Source organism: Stenotrophomonas sp. Y-13, assembly GCF_046267925.1.
Lineage (GTDB): Bacteria > Pseudomonadota > Gammaproteobacteria > Xanthomonadales > Xanthomonadaceae > Stenotrophomonas > Stenotrophomonas acidaminiphila_A.
The window spans coordinates 1,928,180-1,947,268 of record NZ_CP176501.1 but is presented as its reverse complement, the minus strand read 5'-3'; the positions used below and the strand labels follow the sequence as shown (position 1 = coordinate 1,947,268).

Genomic DNA, 19,089 nt, shown 5'->3' with positions numbered 1-19,089 from the left:
CGGAACCATCCGCGCTCCGTTCGCTCCCCGGCCCCGGCCTCGCGCCGCGGCCGGCGCGCTGGCGCAGCGGCGTTGGCAGTACGGCGAACCGGTGGTCGGCAAGCAGCCCCTCCCACCCTGATGGGAGAGGGGCCCGGCGTTTACTGCATCGTCTCCACCTGCGGCAGCACGCCCTCCAACCCGCGGGCGAGCGCGCCAGCGCGCACCAGCGCGGTGGCGGCCACCATGTCCGGGTGGAAGTAGCGGTCGTCCTGCAAGGTGGGCACCTGCGCGCGCACGCTGGCGCGCACGTTTTCCAGCGCATCGCTGGAGCGCAGCGGGGCGTGGAAATCGCAGCCCTGCGCGGCGGCCAGCAGTTCGATGCCGACGACATTGGCGGCGTTCTCCGCCATCGCCAGCAGGCGGCGCGCGCCGTGCGCGGCCATCGACACGTGGTCCTCCTGGTTGGCCGAGGTCGGGATCGAATCGACGCTGGCCGGGTAGGCGCGCTGCTTGTTCTCCGACACCAGCGCCGCGGCGGTGACCTGCGGGATCATGAAGCCCGAGTTCAGGCCGGGCTTCGGGGTCAGGAACGCCGGCAGCCCGCTCAGCGCCGGGTCGACCAGCATCGCGGTGCGGCGTTCGCTGATCGAACCGATCTCGCACACCGCCATCGCCAGCATGTCCGCGGCGAAGGCCACCGGCTCGGCATGGAAGTTGCCGCCGCTCAGCGCTTCGCCGGTATCGGTGAACACCAGCGGGTTGTCGGATACGCCGTTGGCCTCGATCTCCAGCGTGGTCGCGGCCTGGCGCATCACGTCCAGTGCCGCGCCCATCACCTGCGGCTGGCAGCGCAGGCAGTACGGGTCCTGCACGCGCACGTCGTTGTCGCGGTGCGATTCGCGGATGGCCGAGCCGGCCATCAGCGCGCGCAGCGCGGCGGCGGTGGCGATCTGCCCGCGCTGGCCACGGATCTGGTGGATGCGCGGGTCGAACGGCGTGTCCGAGCCCTTGGCCGCTTCCACCGACAGCGCGCCGGTGACCAGCGCGGCCTGGAACACGGTCTCGATCTCGAACAGCCCGGCCAGTGCATAGGCGGTGGAGTACTGGGTGCCGTTGAGCAGCGCCAGGCCTTCCTTGGCGCCAAGCGTCAGCGGCGCCTGGCCGATCCGTGCAAGCGCATCGACCGCGGGCATCCGCACGCCATCGACGAAGGCCTCGCCGACGCCGATCATCACCGCGGCCAGGTGCGACAGCGGCGCCAGGTCGCCCGACGCGCCGACCGAGCCCTGGCACGGCACCACCGGCACGAAATCGTGTTGCAGCAGTGCCTCCAGCAGCGCCAGGGTCTGCGGGCGGATGCCCGAGGCGCCCTGCGCCAGGCTGGTCAGCTTGAGCGCCATCATCAGCCGCACCACGTCGGCGGGCATCGGCTCGCCGACGCCGGCGGCGTGCGACAGCACGATATTGCGCTGCAGGGTTTCCAGGTCGTCGCGCTCGATGCGCACGCTGGCCAGCTTGCCGAAGCCGGTGTTGATGCCATACACCGGCTCGCCCCGGGCGACGATGGCGTCCACCGCCTGCGCGCTGCGCAGCACCGCGGCCTGCGCCGCGGCGTCCAGGCGCACGCGGGCGCCGCGGTGGATCTGGCGCCACTGGGCCAGCGGAACATGGCCAGGACGAAGCGTGAGGGGCGAATTCATCGGGTTACTCCAGGTTCTCAAGGGTTGGTGCGGGGCTTGCCGCGCACGGGTTTTGGGGTTCCGCGGGTGCGGCGCCGCGGCGCATGGGGGCTGCCGGCAGGCAGCCCCGGGCGGGCCGGGGGCCTACGCTGCCGGTTCGCCGCGGAACACGCGCGCGTGCAGCGGGTTGAAGCCCATGCGGTAGACCAGGTCGGCCGGTGCGTCGATGTCCCAGATGGCAAGGTCGCAGTCCATGCCCGCGGCGAGCCGGCCGATGCGGTGGAAGCGGCCGAGCGCGCGCGCCGCTTCGCGGGTGAAGCCGGCGATGCATTCGTCCACGGTCATGCGGAACAGGGTCGCGCCCATGTTCATCGCCAGCAGCGGGCTGGTCAGCGGCGAGGTGCCGGGGTTGCTGTCGGTGGCCAGCGCCAGCGGCACGCCGGCCTGGCGCAGTTTCTGGATCGGCGGCACGGTGGTGTCGCGGGTGAAGTAGAACGCGCCCGGCAGCAGCACCGCGACGGTGCCGGCCGCACGCATCGCGGCGATCCCGGCTTCGTCCAGGTGCTCGATGTGGTCGGCCGACAGCGCGCCATGCCGTGCCGCCAGCTCGGCGCCATGCTGGTTGCTCAGCTGTTCGGCGTGGATCTTCACCGCCAGCCCGTGGCGGTGCGCGGCCTCGAACACCTGCGCGGCCTGTTCGCGCGAGAACGCGATGTTCTCGCAGAACACGTCCACCGCTTCGGCCAGGCCGTCGCCGGCGATGGCCGGAATCATCACCTCGCAGACCTCGTCGATGTACTCCTGCGGCTGCCGGCCCGGCGGCACCGCGTGCGCGCCGAGGAAAGTGGTCACCACGTCGACCCGGCGCAGCTGCGGCAGCTGCCGGGCGACGCGCAGCTGCTTGCGCTCGGCGTCCAGGGTCAAGCCATAGCCGGACTTGATCTCGACGGTGGTGACGCCCTCGGCGAGCATCGCGTCCAGCCGTGGCAGGGTGGCCGCCAGCAGTGCGGCGTCGTCGGCTTCGCGGGTGGCGCGCACGGTCGAGACGATGCCGCCGCCGGCGCGGGCGATGTCGGCATAGCTCACGCCCTGCAGGCGCTGCTCGAACTCGTTGGCGCGGTTGCCGGCATGGACCAGGTGGGTATGGCAGTCGACCAGGCCGGGGCCCAGCCAGCGGGCGCCGCAGTCGATGCGCCGGGCGGCGTCGAAGGCCGGCGCGGCGGCGGCGGGGCCGACATGCACGATGCGCCCGTCGCGGGCGGCGACCACGCCGTCGCGCACGATGCCAAGGCCGCCGGCGGCATCGTCGAGCGTCATCAGATGGGCGTTGTGCCAGACCGTATCGCAGTGCATGAGCACCCTTCCGCGTTTATTTGTATATACAATAATCACCACCCACGGAGAGTGTCCAGTGATGGCGAACGAGGTTTCCAGTCCGGTCCGTTTTCACGCCGCGCACGCCCTGCTGCCGCAGGGCTGGGCACAGGCGGTGAGTATCGAATGCGCGCAGGGCCGCATCGTGTCGGTGACCGCCGATGCGCCGGCCGCGCCGGGCGCGCAGCCGCTGGGCGTGGTGGTGCCGGGGCTGGGCAACCTGCACAGCCACGCCTTCCAGCGCGCCATGGCCGGCCTGACCGAGGTTGGTGGTCGCGCGGGCGACAGCTTCTGGAGCTGGCGCGAGCTGATGTACCGCTTCCTGGACCGGCTGGGCCCGGATGAGTGCCAGGCGGTGGCTGCGCAGGCCTACATGGAAATGCTGGAATCGGGGTTCACCCGGGTCGGCGAGTTCCACTACCTGCACCACGCGCCCGATGGCCAGCGCTATGCCCGGCACGCGGAGATGGCCGCGCGCATCGCCGCGGCCGCGTCCGATACCGGGCTGGGCCTGACCCTGCTGCCGGTGTTCTACGCGCACAGCGATTTCGGCGGTGCCGCACCACTGCCGGCGCAGCGCCGGTTCCTGCATGACGTCGAGGGCTTCGCGGCGCTGCTGGACGACTGCCGGCAGGCGCTGCGGCCGCTGCCCGACGCGGTGCTGGGGCTGGCGCCGCACAGCCTGCGCGCCTGCACCCCGCAGCAGCTGCAGGCGCTGGTGGAGCTGGCGCCGGGGCCGATCCACATCCATATCGCCGAGCAGGTGCGCGAGGTCGAGGCCTGCCTGGCATGGAGCGGCCAGCGCCCGGTGCGCTGGCTGCTGCAGCATGCACCGGTGGACACGCGCTGGTGCCTGGTGCACGCCACCCACCTGGAGCAGGACGAGGTGCGTGATATCGCCGCCAGCGGCGCGGTGGCCGGGCTGTGCCCGGTCACCGAGGCCAACCTCGGCGACGGCCTGTTCCCGATGCGCGATTTCGTGCACCACGGCGGCCGCTTCGGCGTGGGCTCGGACTCCAACGTGCTGATCGACGCGGCCGAGGAACTGCGCCTGCTCGAGTACGGCCAGCGGCTGGCGCTGCGCGGGCGCAACGTGGTTTCGCCGGGTTCGCTTTCCAGTGGCCGCTGGCTGTACCAGCAGGCGCACGAAGGCGCCGCGCAGGCGCTGGGCGTGGCTGCCGGCCTGGCACTCGGTGCGCCGGCGGACCTGGTCGAGCTCGACACCGCGCATGCGTCGCTGCAGGGCCGCGCCGGCGACGCGCTGCTGGACAGCTGGGTGTTCGCCGCGCGTGGCGGCGCGGTGCGTTCGGTATGGCGCGGCGGCCGGCAGTGGGTGCGGGACGGCCGCCATGTGCACCGCGATGCGATCGCCGCGCGCTATCGGGTCGCGTTGCAGCGGATACTGGGCTGACCCCAGGCAGGAATCACGAGTGAAGAACAGGAAGGCGCCGAGCCTCAACCAGCGCATCCGCGGCGACATCGAAAGCCGCATCCTCAGCGGCGAGTGGGCGCCGGGCTTCCGCATTCCCTACGAACACGAGCTGATGGCGCAGTATGACTGTTCGCGGATGACGGTGAACAAGGTGCTCACCGCGCTGGCCGAGAGTGGCATGATCGAACGCCGCCGCCGCGCCGGCTCCTTCGTCGCGCGGCAACCGCCGCACCTGGAGCAGGTGGCGCTGGAGATCCCCGACATCGCGCTGGCGGTGAACGAGCGTGGCCACCGCTACGGTTTCAGGTTGCTGGAGCGGCAACTACGGCGCGCCGATGCCGCCGCGCCGGAGGAAGGGCGGCTGGTGGGCGAGGGCGAGCTGCTGGCGATGCGCTGCCTGCACCTGGCCGACGACCGCCCGCTGGCGCTGGAGCGGCGCCTGATCAACCCCGAGGCCGTCCCGGAAACGCTGGCGGTGGATTTTTCCACCCATGCGCCGGGCAGCTGGCTGCTGCAGAACGTGTCGTGGACACGCGGCCAGCACCGCATCAGCGCGGTGGCCGCCAGCGCCGCCGAGGCCGCCCTGCTGGCGGTGCCGGTGGGTACCGCCTGCCTGGTGATCGACCGCCAGACCTGGCGCGGCGAGATGCCCATCACCTGGGTACGGCAGAAATTCCTCGGCGATGCCTACGACCTGGTGGCGCGCTTCGCGCCGGGCGGCCGCTGACCAGCCGCCGTTGTAGATGCGGGGCTTGCCCCGCATGCGGATTTCACCGTACCGCCCATGCGGGGCGAGCCCCGCACCTACGGGTCAGAAGGTCCGGCATTGCCGCCAGCGCACCGGCTCGCCGGTGCCGGGGCGGGGGTTGAGCTGGATGCGCACGGTGCGCAGCGCCGGGTAATGCTCGACCTCGCGGCAGATCAGCGGCCACACCGTGGCGTCGTCGGCACTGCGTTCGACCGACAGGGTGGAGCGGGTCAGCCAGATGCCGCTGATCACCCCCGGGGTGGCGGCCAGTTTCTTGGAAACGGCCTGCTGGTAGCGCAGCAGGGTGTCCGGGTCGGGGTCTTCCTGGAGATCGTCGCTGGCGGCTTTGTCGACGCTGGCGCTGGCGCTGGCGGCGGGGGGCGCCACGGCGGGTGCCGCGCGCGTGGCGGGGGGGGCCGCGGCCGCGGTCCTGGCCGGAGCCGGCGCAGGCGCCGCGGCCGGTGCGGCGGGCGCCGGCGCCGGGGCCGGGCCGGGAGCCGTTGCCGGCGGCGCGGCCGCGGCGGTCTCCGTGGCACGCGTGGTCAGGTTCTCGTCGACCTGCAGGGTGGTGTAGCCCAGGCCGGCCAGCAGCCCTACCGCCAGCGCGCCGAGGGCGGCGATGCCGGTCTGGCGTACCGCCTCGCGGCGGGCAATGCCTTCCACCATCGTGCGTATGTCGTCGGGCACGCAGGGGGCGAGCACCTGCCACAGCACGCGGCCGTCCAGCACCTCGATGGTTTCCTTCTCGGCGGCGGCCAGGCCGTCGCGTTCAACCCGCCCTTCGGTGATCAGGATGCCGCCGGCCGCGCCGGTCAGGCGCAGGGCCGCGCCCAGCTCGGTGATCGCCGGCGCGCCGATGCGGTAGGCGCGGCCGTGCTTGCACGACAGCAGCCAACGCTGGCCGGCGCGTTCCATCAGGAAGTCGCTGCTGGTGCCGCGGTCGCCGTGGTCCTCGCCGGACAGGTCGCGCATGCCGCGCTGTTCGCTCATGGCACGCCGCACGATCTGCGAGAACTCCCGCCAGCGCATGCCCGCCAGTGCGGCCAGGCCGTGCTGGGTTTCGGTCTTCCGGCGCTTGACCATCCACAACCAGGCGGAGGTCAGGCCCCAGACGAACAGTGCCAGCAGCAGGGCCAGGATCCAGGAAAACATCGTCGCGTCCGGTGAGCAAGGGTGAGTGAAGGCGCGCAGTTTATAGCGCTTCGTGCGAAGCCGATGCGACGCCGTCCGCCCCCGTTCAGGCGGCGCCGGCCGGCCAGTAGTGGCTGTCCGGGAGCGCACGCGCGCCGAAGATGGCCTGGCCGACGCGCACCACCGTGGCGCCTTCCTCGATGGCGATCTCGAAGTCGCCGGACATGCCCATCGACAGCTCGTCCAGGCCGATGCCGTCCGGCGCCTGCGGGCGCAGGCGGTCGCGCAGTTCGCGCAGGCGCACGAAGCAGGCGCGCACCCGCGCCGCGTCCTCGGAGAACAGCGCCAGGGTCATCAGCCCGCGCACGCGTAGATGCGTGAACCGCGGCAGTGCGGCGATGAAATCAGGCACGTCGGCCGGCGCCAGCCCGTACTTGCTGTCCTCGCCGGAGGTGTTGACCTGCACGAACACGTCCAGCTGGCGGCCTTCCAGCTGCAGGCGGTGGTCCAGGGTCTGCGCCAGGCGCAGGCTGTCCAGTGCCTGGAACTCGCTGGCGAAACGCGCGACCAGCTTGGCCTTGTTGGTCTGCAGGTGGCCGATCACCGACCAGTGCAGGTCGCCCAGGTCCTGCATCGCCTCCCACTTGTGGTGCGCCTCCTGCACCTTGTTCTCGCCCAGGAAGCGGCAGCCGGCGGCGTAGGCCTGGCGGATCCGTGCCTCGTCGATGGTCTTGCTCACCGGCAGCAGGCGCACGCTGGCCGGGTCGCGGCCGGCACGCAGGCAGGCGGCGGCGATGCGTGCCTGCACCGCGGCCAGGTTGTGGCGGAAATCGTCGGCGGTCTCGGCACGCGGGTAGCGGCCGTGCTGGTCGTGGCGGGTGGGGGTGTCCGTCATGGGGTGTTCCTCGGGCAACAGCGGTGCGGGCGCATTATCGGCCTTCCGTGGTGCCGGTGGCGCGCCACCAAGCGGCAGCGGTGGCCGTGGCGCTCAGCACCGTGGCGGGCGGGCGTACGCCTGTTCGCCCAGCCATTGCTCCAGGGCGTTGGCGGACAGGGCCGGCGAGAACAGGTAGCCCTGCAGCACCGGCGAGCCGTTGTCCACCAGGAACCGCCGCTGGTCCTCGGTTTCCACGCCTTCGGCGACCACGTGCTTGCCCAGGCTCTCGCCGATGCGCAGCACCGACAGGATCAACGCGCCGGCGGCCGGGTCGTGCCCGATCTCGCTGATGAAGCTGCGGTCCAGCTTCATCTCGCTGATCGGCAGCCGGTGCAGGTGGCTGAGGCTGGAATAGCCGGTGCCGAAATCGTCCAGCGACAGCCGCACCCCGAGCGCGTGCAGCGCGTGCAGGTTGGCGGGCACCTGCGGCTGCGCCGAGAGCATCACCCCCTCGGTGATCTCCAGCACCAGGGTGTCCGCTGGCTGCTGGTGGCGCTCGAGCAGCCGCCGCACCTGCTCGGCCAGCGAGGGCAGCTCGAAGGCGCTGGCCGAGAGGTTGACCGCGACCCGCGGGATGTCCAGCCCGCGGCGGCGCCAGTCGGCATGCTGGCGGCAGGCTTCTTCCATCACCCAGTGGCTGAGCTCGGCCATCAGCCCGCACTCTTCGGCCAGCGGCACGAAGCGCGACGGCGGAATGTCGCCCAGGTGCGGGTGGCGCCAGCGCAGCAGTGCCTCCACGCCGTAGAGGCCGCGGCCATCGGCATGCACCTGCGGCTGGTAGTGCAGGCGCAGGCCGCCCTGGCGCAGCGAGTCGCGCAGCGTGGCCTCCAGCAGCAGCCGTTCCTGCGCCAGGCGGTTCATGTCCGCGCTGAAGAAGCGGAAGCGCCCGCCGCCCTCGTCCTTGGCCCGGCGCATGGCCAGGTCGGCATGCCGCAGCAGCGTCTCCAGGGCGCGGCCGTCGTCCGGGTACATCGCCACGCCGATGCTGGCGCTGGCGTGCAGGGTCATGCTGCCGACCACGGTGGGCGCGGCGATCATCGCCAGCAGCCGTTCGCACAGCGCCACGGCCTGCTGCTGCGCGCAGCCCGGCACCAGCAGGGTGAACTCGTCGGCCACCTGGCGGGCGACCACCGACTCCGGGCCGGCGATGTCGTGCAGGCGCCGCGCCAGGTCGCGCAGCAGGCCGTCGCCGGCGGCATGGCCCTGGCTTTCGTTGATGCGCTTGAAGCGGTCCAGGGTCACGAACAGCAGCGCCATCGGCGTGTCCTGCTGTTCGGCCTGCATCAGCGGCTGCTCGCTGAGCGCGTTGAACATCAGCCGGTTGGGCAGCCCGGTGAGGACGTCGTAGAACGCCAGCCGGTGCATGCGCGAGCGCGCCTGTTCGCGTTCCAGCGCCAGCGCGCACAGGTGCAGGCACAGCTCCGCCAGGCGCCGGTGCCAGGCCGTCGGCGGGCCCGGGCGGTGGCAATGGAAGGCCAGCGTGCCCAGCACCTGGCCGGCGGTGGAGCGGATCGGGTTGGACCAGCACGCGCGCAGGCCCAGGGCCAGCAGCGCGTCGCGCTGGCTGTCGAACAGCGGCGCGCTGGCGATGTCCTCGATGACCACCGCGCGCCCGCGGCGCAGCGCCTGCATGCACGCCGGGTGCTCCCAGCCGCAGGTGCCGGCGGTCATCAGCGGGGCCGGCGCGGCCAGGGTGCACAACTGCCCGTCGGGTTCGCTGCGGGTCACCACCACGCGCAGGTCGGGCGCGACCCGCTCGACCTCCTGGCACATCAGCGCCATGGTCATCGCCAGCGGTTCTTCGCGCACCAGCGCGTCCAGCACCTTGCCGTTGAGGACCTCGTGGGTCTTGGCCTCGGTGATGTCGGTGAACACGTTGACCAGGCTGCCGCTGGCATCGGCCAGCGGCGTGGCCACCACCGACAGCCACAGCGGGCTGCCGTCCTTGCAGTAGCCCAGCAGGTGGTCGCGGTGGGCGCGGCCGGCGCGGTGCTCCTCGCCCAGCCGGTCCAGCGTGGCCACGTCGGTATGCGGGCCGCTGATCAGTTCGCGCGGCAGCTTGCCCAGCGCTTCCTCCGGCGCATAGCCGAGCATGCGCGAGAAACCGGCATTGACGTAACGGATGCGCGATTGGCCGTCGCACAGGAAGATCGCGTTGTCGCTGCTGTCCAGCGCCTGCGACAACAGGTGGATGTGCGCCTGCTCGTGCATGCGCGCGTCGGCGGGGCGCAGCACCGCCATGCCGCGCAGGCAGCCTTCGCCGGCGCACAGCCACAGGTCGCCGGGCCGCCCCGGGCGTGCCTGCGCGGCCAGCAGCAGCGGCGCGGGTGGCGCCTGCTGCCAGCGTTCACGCTCCTCGGGGGTCAGCAGTTCCGGCAACGGCGCGGTGTCGGCGCTGCCGCCGAGGCCGAGCATTTCGCAGGCCTTGCCGTTGCCGAACACCATCCGCCCGTCGCGGTCGAGCAGCACGATGCCGTCCGGCGCGTCCTGCAGGCAGTGGCGCAGTGCCGTGTCGGCGGCGCTGGCCGCCGCCGCGGTGGTCGCTGCCTGTGGCCCGGGCGGGTCGGCGCGCGACATGGCTTACCCCTGTTGCGCCCAGGCCAGCAGGCGCGCGGCGACCTGCTCCAGCGGCACCACCTCGTCGGCGGCACCGAGCTTGAACGCCGCGCCGGGCATCCCCCAGACCACGCTGCTGGCTTCGTCCTGCACCAGGGTGCGGGCGCCGGCCTGCTTCATTTCCAGCAGCCCGCGCGCGCCGTCGTCGCCCATGCCGGTGAGGATGGCGCCGATGGCGTTGGCGCCGGCGTTCTGCGCCACCGAGCGGAACAGCACGTCCACCGCCGGTTTGTGCAGGTTCACCGGCGGGGTGTCGTCGATGCGGCAGCGCCAGCGCGCACCGTCGCGGATGATGCGCAGGTGGCGGCCACCGGCCGGCAGGTAGGCATGGCCGGGCAGGATCGCCTCGCCATCGCTGGCCTCACGCACCGACATCGCCGAGTGGCGGTCCAGGCGTTCGGCGAAGGCGGTGCTGAAACTGGCCGGCAGGTGCTGGGTGAGGACGATGGCCGGGGCGTCGGCGGGCATCATTTCCAGCACCACGCGCAGGGCTTCGGTACCGCCGGCCGAGGCGCCGATGGCGATCAGGCGGTCGGTGGTGCGGAACTTCAGCGACGGGGCGCCGGCCGCACTGGGGGCGATCGTGTCCAGGGTGCGCCTGGCCTGCGCCGGAACCGCCAGCGCCCGCACCCGCGAGCGCGCGGCCGTCTTGACCTTGGCGCAGATCTCGGCGGCGTAGCTTTCCAGGCCACGGGCCACGTCGAGCTTGGGCTTGGCCACGAAATCCACCGCGCCCAGCGCCAGTGCCTGCAGCGTGGTGTCGGCGCCGCGCTCGGTCAGCGACGACACCATGACCACCGGCAGCGGATGCAGGCGCATCAGGTTTTCGAGGAACGCCAGCCCGTCCATGCGCGGCATTTCCACATCCAGGGTCAGCACGTCCGGGTTCAGGCGCTTGATCTTCTCGCGCGCGATCAGCGGGTCGGACGCGGTACCGACCACCTCGATGCCGGGGTCGCGCGCCAGCAGATCGGACAGGATCTGCCGGACCAGTGCCGAGTCGTCGACCACCAGCACGCGGCAGGGGGCTTGCAGGCTCATTCGAACAGCTCCACGCCACCGGTGACCGGGGCCTTGGACAGGCGGGCGCGCACGGCCGATTCGGCGGCGGCGACTTCGGCTTCGTGCGCATGCGGCAGGCGCTGCACCACCACCCGGCCGGTCTGCGGGAAGAACCAGACCTTGCGCGGGTGGATGCCGAGCAGGTCTTCGGCGATCACCGGGATGTGCTCGGCGCGCAGGTACTGGCGCACGAACTCGGCGTTGCGGGTGCCGACCGGGTTGCTGGTGAAGCCCTTGAGCACGTTGGCGCCGCCGAACACCTTGGCCTCCAAGCGCTTGCGGTGTGCGCCGCGCTTGAGCAGGTCATTGATCAGCAGCTCCATCGCATAGCTGCCATAACGCGCCGGGGCGCCATCGCCGACGTTGCCGTCGGGCAGCAGGAAGTGGTTCATGCCACCGATCTTGAGCACCGGGTCGCGGATGCAGGCCGCCACGCATGAGCCCAGGGTGGTGGTCAGCGCGGTGTCGTCGTCCACCACCAGGTACTGGGTGGGCAGCAGTTTGGCGGCAATGGTCTGGAACCGCGTGTCGCGGTAGCGCATGACGTCGTCGGCGTGGGCGGGCAGGCTCATGCGCCGGCTCCGGGCACGCGCCGGTACAGGGTGCGCCCGCACGGCTGGATCAGGTCGGCGGCGTGCAGGTAGTTCTCGGAATGGCCGGTATAGAGCAGGCCGTCGTCGCCCATGTGCTGCACCAGCCGCGACAGGATGCCGCGCTGGGTGGGCTTGTCGAAATAGATCATCACGTTGCGGCAGAACAGCGCGTCGTAGGGCCCGCCGACGTCGTAGCGCGGGGCCAGCAGGTTGAGCTGGCGGAACTCGATCAGCCTGCGCAGCGCCGGCAGCACCCGGCACTTGCCCTCGTTGGGGCCGGTGCCGCGCTGGAAGTAGCGGCGCTTGAGCGCCGGATCGAGCCCGGCGATGCGCTCGAGCGGGTAAACGCCCTGCGCGCCGGTGGCCAGCACCTGGGTATCGACGTCGGTGGCGAGGATGCGGACCGGCGGGGTGAGGGTGCCGAACGCTTCGCAGGCGGTGATCGCCAGCGAGTACGGCTCCTCGCCGGTGGAGGCCGCGCACGACCAGATCTGCAGCGGCGCGCGGTGCGCGCGCGCCAGCAGTTCCTCGCGCAGCTTCTCGAAGTGGTGCGGCTCGCGGAAGAACGAGGTCAGGTTGGTGGTCAGCGCGTTGGTGAACGCCTGCCACTCATCGCCGCCGTCGCGCTCGAGCTGGTCCAGGTAGTCCTGGAACGAGTGCAGGCCCAGGGCGCGCAGCCGCCGCGACAGGCGGCCGTACACCATGTCGCGCTTGGCCGGCGCCAGCGCGATGCCGGCGCGCTTGTGGATCAGCTCGCAGACGCGGCGGAAGTCGCGGTCGTTGAACTCGAAATCGCGGGAGGCGGGAGCGGGCAGGGACACCGGGCGACCTCAGCTGGCCAGTGCCAGGTCATGCGGCGCGCGCGCGGACGCCTGCAGGCGAAACGCCGACACCGCGTCGGTCAGCAGCATGGCCTGTTCTTCCATCGCGCGCGCGGCGGCGGTGGCTTCCTCCACCAACGCGGCGTTCTGCTGGGTGGTCTCGTCCATCTGGGTGACGGTCTGGTTGACCTGTTCGATGCCCGCGCTCTGTTCCTGCGAGGCGGCGGAGATCTCGGCCATGATGTCGGTCACCCGCTGCACCGAGCTGACGATCTCGCCCATGGTGCTGCCGGCCTGGTGGACCAGCGCCGAGCCTTCGGAGACCTTGTCCACCGAACTTTCGATCAGTTCCTTGATCTCCTTGGCGGCACCGGCCGAGCGCTGCGCCAGGGTGCGCACTTCCGAGGCGACCACGGCGAAGCCGCGGCCCTGTTCGCCGGCACGGGCCGCTTCCACCGCGGCGTTGAGCGCCAGGATGTTGGTCTGGAAGGCGATGCCGTCGATCACGCTGATGATGTCGGCGATCTTCTTCGAGGAGGCCTCGATGTCGGCCATGGTGGTGACCACCTGGCCGACCACCTGGCCGCCCTGCGAGGCCACGCCGGCCGCGCCCTGGGCGAGCTGGTTGGCCTGGCGCGCGTGTTCGGCGTTCTGGCGCACGGTGGAGGTCAGTTCCTCCATCGAGGCGGCGGTCTCCTCCAGGTTGGCGGCCTGCTGCTCGGTGCGGCGCGACAGGTCGTTGTTGCCGGTGGCGATCTCCGAGGCGGCCAGGTTGATGCTGGACGCGGCCTGCTGGATGCGGCCGACGATCGAGGTCAGCTGCGCCACGGTGGCGTTGGCGTCGTCGCGCATCCGCGCGAACACGCCCTGGAACTCGCCGTGCATGCGCGCGGTCAGGTCGCCGCGGGCGATGGCCTGCAGCAGGCTGGAGGTCTGCGCCAGGCTGTGGTCGGTGGCCTCCATCATCGCGTTGAGGTTGTGCACCATCTGCCGGAAATCATGCTCGAAGCGCTGCTCGTCGCCGCGCTGGCTGAAATCGCCGGCGGCGGCGGCGCCGCTGAGGCGGCGGATCTCGCTGCTGATGGCGGTGAGGTTGCGCTTGATGGTGGCCATGGTCTCGGTGATCTCGGCCTTTTCGCCGGGCAGCGCCGGCATGTCGCGGGTCAGGTCGCCCACGGCATAGCGCTGGGCCAGCTCGATCACCTGCATCTTGACCCCGATGTGGTTGCCGACCAGCTGGTTGGTGCCGGCGACCATCACCCCGTAGTCGCCGGGGAACGCGGCCTGGTCCATGCGGTAGCTGATGATGCCGGCGTCGTGCTGGCGCTCCATCTCGCGCTGCGCGGCGATCACCGCCTGCAGCTGCGCCTGCATGCGCTGCATGCTGCCCAGCAGCTGGCCGGGTTCGTCGCGCGAGGTCTGCGCAATGGCGTTGTCCAGGCGTCCGCCAGCGATGGCGTCGGCGACGGCCGTGGCCTTGCGCAGCGGCAGCACGATGCGGCTGCCGATCACCCAGCTCAGCGCGAACACCAGCAGCACCAGCACGCCGCCGGCGATGGTCATGATGCCGGTGAAGCGCAGCGCCTGGGACTGCACGTCGTCCATGTAGACGCCGGTGGAGATGACCCAGTTCCAGGGCTTGTACATGCCGGCATAGGCGAGCTTGGGCACCGGCTTGGTCTGGCCGGGCTTGGGCCAGGCGTAGCCAACGTAGCCGCCGCCGCTTTTGGCCGCCTCGACCTGGTCGTGGTACATGCGCACGCCATCCTCGCTGCGGAAGTCCTCCATGTCCTTGCCGACCAGGTCCTTGCGGAACGGGTGCATCAGCACCACGTAGTCGGCGCTGTAGATGTTGAAGTAACTGGAGTCGCCCTTGGCGCGCATGGCTTCCAGCGCGGCCATCGCCTCGGCCTGGGCGCGTTCCAGCGGCAGGGTGCCGTCCTTGGCGCGCGCCGCGTAGTGGTCCAGCACGCCATAGGCCAGTTCCACGTCGCTCTGCAGCGACACCTTGCGGGTTTCGTAGAGATCCACGTACTGCATGCGCGCCGCGACCACCGCCAGCGTGATCACGCCGACCGCGATGATGGCGGTGAGCAGATTGAGCTTGGCGCGTACGGTGATGTTGGAGATGAAGCTCGACCAGATGCGGAGAATGTTCATGCGCGATAGGGAATGGAGGGGGAGGGCGGCCGCGACGGGGCGTGCGGCGGCGGGGCTTCATTGCTGGATATCGGCCAGGCCCCGCGCAAGTTGAGCCGTGGCAACGCCCGCGGGGCGGCCATCCGGGCCGCGGGCCGACAGCAGAACCCCGGCATGCGCCGGGGTTCTGGGGGTGGATCAGAATTCCTGCCAGTCCGAATCAACGGCCTCGGCGACGGCCACGCGCGCCGCGGCGCGTGGCCTGGTTTGCGGCGTGTTGGCTGCCGCTGCAGGTACCGGTGCCGGTGCCGACGGTGCTGGGTTGGCGACCACCGCCGGTGCCAGCCTTGCGGTTGCGGCCGGTGCATCCTGCGCGTCGAGCCGGAACAGGGCCACGGCCTCGGCCAGGTGCGCGGCCTGTTCTTCCATCGAACGCGCGGCGGCGGTGGCTTCCTCCACCAGCGCGGCGTTCTGCTGGGTGGTCTCGTCCATCTGGGTGACGGTCTGGTTGACCTGCTCGATGCCGGCGCTCTGTTCCTGCGAGGCGGCGGAGATCTCGGCCATGATGTCGGTCACCCGCTGCACCGAGCTGACGATCTCGCCCATGGTGCTGCCGGCGCGACGCACCAGCTGCGAGCCTTCGCCGACCTTGCCCACCGAGTCCTGGATCAGCTCTTTGATCTCCTTGGCGGCGCCGGCCGAACGCTGCGCCAGGGTGCGCACTTCCGAGGCGACCACGGCGAAGCCGCGGCCCTGTTCGCCGGCCCGCGCCGCTTCCACCGCGGCGTTGAGTGCCAGGATGTTGGTCTGGAAGGCGATGCCGTCGATCACGCTGATGATGTCGGCGATCTTCTTCGACGAAGCCTCGATGGCCGACATCGTGGTGACCACCTGGCCGACCACCTCGCCGCCCTGCGAGGCGACGTTGGCCGCGCCCTGGGCGAGCTGGTTGGCCTGGCGCGCGTGCTCGGCGTTCTGGCGCACGGTGGAGGTCAGTTCCTCCATCGAGGCGGCGGTCTCCTCCAGGTTGGCGGCCTGCTGCTCGGTACGGCGGGAGAGGTCGTTGTTGCCCGACGCGATCTCGCCGGCCGCGGCGTTGATCGCGGCGGTGGACTGCTTGATGCGGCCGACGATGGCGGTCAGCTGTTCGGTGGTGGCGTTGGCGTCGTCGCGCATCCTGGCGAACACGCCTTGGAACTCGCCCTGCATGCGCACGGTCAGGTCGCCCTGCGACAGCGCCGACAGCAGGTCGGAGATCTGCGCCAGGCTGCTGGCGTTGGCGTCGAGCAGGCTGTTGAGCTGGCGCGCCAGTTCCAGGAAGAAACCGTCCTTGCCGGCGGTGTCGATGCGGCCGCTGAGGTCACCCGCGGCGGCGGCATCGATCACCCGCGCCACTTCGCGCTCCACCATGGCTTCGGTGGTGCGGTCGCGCCATTCGACGACATGGCCGACCACGCTGCCGGCATCGTCGCGGATGGCCGAGATGGTCTGCGCGAACTGGGCGTCACCATAGCGCATTTCGCGCGAGGCCACGCCGTTGCGCTGCAGCGCGTCGAGCACGCTGTGGTCCATCTCGCCGCGGAACTCCAGCGCGGTCACGTGCTGGCCCACCAGCGGGCGCGAGGCATCGTAGTGGTCCAGCGCGGTCCGGACGTCGTCGGCGTAGCGCTCCAGGGTATGCGCCAGCGCCCGGTTGGCGTAGACGATCTGCAGGTCGTTGTTGGTCAGGTACACGCCGGTGGAGGAATAGTCCAGGGCGGTGCGGATGCGCAGGTTCTCGGCGGCCACGGCCTGGTCGCGTTCGATGCGCTCGCGCAGGTCGCGCTGCATGCGCTGCATGGCGCGCAGCAGTTCGCCGACTTCATCGGCGCGGCGGGTGTCGATGGTGCCGTCGAGCTTGCCGCTGGCGATCTCGTTGGCCACGTCCACCGCACCGCGCATCGAGCCGACCAGCGAGCGGGCGAACAGCCAGGCCAGCAGCAGGCCGGCGCCGATGCCGACCAGCACCGCGATCACGGTGACGACGACGGAGGCCGAATAGGTCTCGGCGGCACGGTCGCTGGCGGCCTGGGCGCGCGCATTCTCGTCCGAGGACAGCGCGTCCAGCGAAGCGTACGCCTTGCGGTGCAGGTCACGGGTCTCGCCGACGAAGGTGTCGATGGCGTCGTCGGGCAGGTCCAGCTCCAGCAGCTCGGTCACCGAGTCATAGGACTTCTTGGCGGCCTCCCAGTCGGCGACGAAGGTATCCAGCAGCTTGCGCTGCTGCGGGTTGTCCACCAGCTTGGAGTACTTCTCGATGGATTCGTCGATGTGCGTGCGCAGTTCGGTGGCACGGGTCTTGGCCTCGGCCTTCACGTCGCTGCTGGCGCGGATCAGGCTCTGGTAGGAGGCGTTGCGGTATTCGCTGACCATGCCGGCCAGTTCGCCGCCGGTGCGCAGGCCGGCCATGCGCTTGTCCGCGATCTCGGTGGTGACGCCGTCCAGCGAGTGCAGGCCGCGGTACGCCACGATGCCCTGGATCAGCATCACGAGCAGGACGATGCCGAAGGTGAGCATCAGCTTCGGCATCAGGTTGAGGTTCTTGATCCACTGCATGGGTGCACGGTCTCCTGCTGCGTTCCCCGGCACGGGCGCGCCGGGGCCCGCGCCGGCCGGGCCAGCGCGGCGTCGACGGGATGGATTACTTGATGTTGGCCAGCTTCAGGCTCGACGGCGAGGTGACTTCGATCTCGGCGCGCGAGGCGTCGCGCTGGATCTTGCCGATCGCGCACACGGTCTTGCCCTCGAGCGTCATCAGGTCAAAACCGAAGTTGCCGCGGGCCGAGCCCGGGATGCGGGCCGAGAAGGTGTGGCGCGGGAACGAACCGCCCATGTGCAGGAACGTCGGCTGGCCTTCGGAACCTTCGGCGTAGCGGGCCTTCTCGACCTTGCCGCAGACCATGCCGTCCTTGCCGGCGAAGCGCGGGGCGTTCTCCGGCGGGATCATCTCGTCGGCGGCGGCGACCAGGGAGACGCTTGCCAGCAGGGCCGCGGACATCAGCGAAATGAAGGGCTTGGACATCTTTTTCTCCGGATTGGGTTGCACCGGCAAACGGCCGGCCATGCGCTCGGTATCGGCCGGCGCGGGCAATGATTGATAGGGCATGCCAGGAACTGTGATGGCCGCCACGCTTTGTCAGGCGGCGGCTTCTTCGGTGGTGGCGGCCTGCCCCAGGTCGGCGGTATCGAGCAGGGTCTCGATGTCCAGCAGGATCAGCATGCGCTCGTCCTGGGTGCCGATGCCGGAGATGAAGCGGGTGTCCACCGCGGCGCCGAACTCCGGCTTCGGGCGGATCTGCTCGGCGCTCAGCGGGATCACGTCGGAGACGCTGTCCACGACGATGCCGACCACGCGGTCCTCGACGTTGAGCACGATCATCACGGTGAAGGCGTCGTAGCGGGCCTCGTCCAGGCGCAGCTTCAGGCGCAGGTCGATCACCGGCACGATGGTGCCGCGCAGGTTGATCACGCCCTTGATGTAGTCCGGTGCGTCCGGCACGCGGGTGACCGCGTCGTAGCCGCGGATTTCCTGCACTTTGAGGATGTCCACCCCATAGTGCTCGTTGCCGAGCGTGAAGCTGAGGTACTCGCCGCCGGAGGTGGCGGCGTGGGCGCTGGTGTCGTTCATCTGGGGTCCTGATCCTGGCGGGATGCGGGTACGGAGGGGCGTCACCCGTGTATCGGCCATGGCCGCCGGAACTTTAGGTGCCCGCTATGCGCCGCCGTTCTTGCGCGCCTTGCGCTCGCGGTCGACCCGGAAGATGTAGCGCTGGATGGCGGCGTCGGCGCCGCGCGGCAGGTCCTCGAAGCGCAGGCCCACGCGCTGCTGCTCCATGCCGTTGGCCTGCTTGCGCACCAGCTGGCTGCAGACCACCAGGGTGACCGCGATCGGCGCCGAGTCGGGCAGCTGCAGTTCGCAGCCGGCCAGCCGCTGCTGCAGCCGCAGCAGGTTCAGGTCCGGCGGCAGCAGCACGGCGATGCCGCCGGCGCTGATGTCGACCACGCGCCAGCGCAGCGGCTCGGCGCCCTGCGGATCGGGGAACACGCACCAGGGCGAATCGCCGACCGGGGTTTCCAGCCGGTACAGCTCGCGGCGCTGCAGGTGATAGGCCTCTTCCGGGAAGGCGAGGCGGAACGCCGTGCGCCCGTCCTCCACCAGCACTTCCGGGTGCTCCAGGCGGAAGCGCACCATGACCCGGTCCACCTGCGCGAAGCACAGCAGGTGCGAGGCTTCGCCGACGCTGCGGTTGACCGCCGGCAGCGGGCTGCCGTCCAGCAGCAGGGTGTCCTCGTCCACGTCCAGCACCGCGCTGGGATAGGACTGTTCGCGGCCATCGGGATGGACCGCGACCGTGGCACGCTGGTCGATCATCGCCTGCAGCAGCAGGCGGATCTGGCGCGGATTGCGAACCATGTACTTCTCGTCGGCATACAGGCTGCCGTCGAAGGAGGAAGGGGCGGATTCCGTCGGTTCGCGCTCTGACATGATCTCTGGAACAGGGAGGGCGGAGGCCTGGAGGCAACAGCATACCGGCA

15 protein-coding genes are annotated in these 19,089 nt (G+C 70.9%); 2 read left to right on the top strand and 13 right to left on the bottom strand.

Annotation, left to right across the window (positions count from 1 at the left end; genetic code table 11):
* Positions 1–140 precede the first annotated feature (140 nt).
* Positions 141–1,682, bottom strand: coding sequence for a histidine ammonia-lyase (gene hutH, locus ACJ7VY_RS08840; protein WP_409475443.1), 1,542 nt, complete (start codon positions 1,680–1,682; stop codon positions 141–143).
* Between the two features lie 123 nt (positions 1,683–1,805).
* A complete protein-coding gene (gene hutI / locus ACJ7VY_RS08835; RefSeq protein ID WP_240212069.1) occupies positions 1,806–3,014 on the bottom strand; it encodes an imidazolonepropionase in 1,209 nt (402 codons plus the stop codon).
* A gap of 61 nt (positions 3,015–3,075) precedes the next feature.
* Here hutI and ACJ7VY_RS08830 point away from each other — a divergent pair, with 61 nt between their 5' ends.
* Together ACJ7VY_RS08830 and hutC are read left to right on the top strand one after the other, a co-directional pair.
* Positions 3,076–4,446 carry a formimidoylglutamate deiminase gene (locus ACJ7VY_RS08830; RefSeq protein WP_313248596.1) on the top strand — a complete coding sequence of 457 codons (1,371 nt, stop codon included), beginning with the start codon at positions 3,076–3,078 and terminating at the stop codon, positions 4,444–4,446.
* Positions 4,447–4,465: 19 nt separating this feature from the next.
* Entirely contained in the window at positions 4,466–5,194 is a 729-nt protein-coding gene (hutC, locus tag ACJ7VY_RS08825; RefSeq protein ID WP_104938882.1) for a histidine utilization repressor, read from the top strand.
* An 84-nt stretch (positions 5,195–5,278) separates the two neighbouring features.
* Here hutC and ACJ7VY_RS08820 read toward each other — a convergent pair whose 3' ends face one another.
* From ACJ7VY_RS08820 to ACJ7VY_RS08770, 11 genes are all read right to left on the bottom strand, one after another.
* On the bottom strand, positions 5,279–6,367 hold the full coding sequence (locus ACJ7VY_RS08820) for a restriction endonuclease (protein ID WP_313248598.1): 1,089 nt from the start codon (positions 6,365–6,367) through the stop codon (positions 5,279–5,281).
* Positions 6,368–6,452: 85 nt separating this feature from the next.
* Positions 6,453–7,241: a YggS family pyridoxal phosphate-dependent enzyme gene (locus ACJ7VY_RS08815; protein ID WP_409475442.1), complete on the bottom strand. Its 789-nt coding sequence runs from the start codon at positions 7,239–7,241 to the stop codon at positions 6,453–6,455.
* Positions 7,242–7,334: 93 nt separating this feature from the next.
* Positions 7,335–9,860: an EAL domain-containing protein gene (locus ACJ7VY_RS08810; protein WP_409475441.1), complete on the bottom strand. Its 2,526-nt coding sequence runs from the start codon at positions 9,858–9,860 to the stop codon at positions 7,335–7,337.
* Positions 9,861–9,863: 3 nt separating this feature from the next.
* Entirely contained in the window at positions 9,864–10,940 is a 1,077-nt protein-coding gene (locus ACJ7VY_RS08805) for a chemotaxis response regulator protein-glutamate methylesterase (protein ID WP_161615641.1), read from the bottom strand.
* On the bottom strand, positions 10,937–11,533 hold the full coding sequence (cheD, locus tag ACJ7VY_RS08800; protein ID WP_104938878.1) for a chemoreceptor glutamine deamidase CheD: 597 nt from the start codon (positions 11,531–11,533) through the stop codon (positions 10,937–10,939). Before cheD ends, ACJ7VY_RS08805 begins: the two co-directional genes overlap by 4 nt.
* Positions 11,530–12,375 carry a CheR family methyltransferase gene (locus ACJ7VY_RS08795; RefSeq protein ID WP_104938877.1) on the bottom strand — a complete coding sequence of 282 codons (846 nt, stop codon included), beginning with the start codon at positions 12,373–12,375 and terminating at the stop codon, positions 11,530–11,532. The genes cheD and ACJ7VY_RS08795 overlap by 4 nt, the downstream gene beginning before the upstream one ends.
* A gap of 9 nt (positions 12,376–12,384) precedes the next feature.
* Entirely contained in the window at positions 12,385–14,535 is a 2,151-nt protein-coding gene (locus ACJ7VY_RS08790) for a methyl-accepting chemotaxis protein (protein WP_409475440.1), read from the bottom strand.
* 177 nt (positions 14,536–14,712) lie between these two features.
* A complete protein-coding gene (locus ACJ7VY_RS08785; RefSeq protein ID WP_409475439.1) occupies positions 14,713–17,109 on the bottom strand; it encodes a methyl-accepting chemotaxis protein in 2,397 nt (798 codons plus the stop codon).
* 85 nt (positions 17,110–17,194) lie between these two features.
* Complete coding sequence (locus tag ACJ7VY_RS08780; protein ID WP_202626555.1) at positions 17,195–17,575, bottom strand: hypothetical protein; 381 nt, start codon at positions 17,573–17,575, stop codon at positions 17,195–17,197.
* Between the two features lie 114 nt (positions 17,576–17,689).
* The gene (locus ACJ7VY_RS08775; protein WP_104938874.1) at positions 17,690–18,181 is read right to left on the bottom strand and encodes a chemotaxis protein CheW; all 492 of its coding nucleotides are present in this window, start codon (positions 18,179–18,181) and stop codon (positions 17,690–17,692) included.
* Positions 18,182–18,265: 84 nt separating this feature from the next.
* Positions 18,266–19,039 carry a flagellar brake protein gene (locus ACJ7VY_RS08770; RefSeq protein ID WP_104938873.1) on the bottom strand — a complete coding sequence of 258 codons (774 nt, stop codon included), beginning with the start codon at positions 19,037–19,039 and terminating at the stop codon, positions 18,266–18,268.
* Positions 19,040–19,089 lie beyond the last annotated feature (50 nt).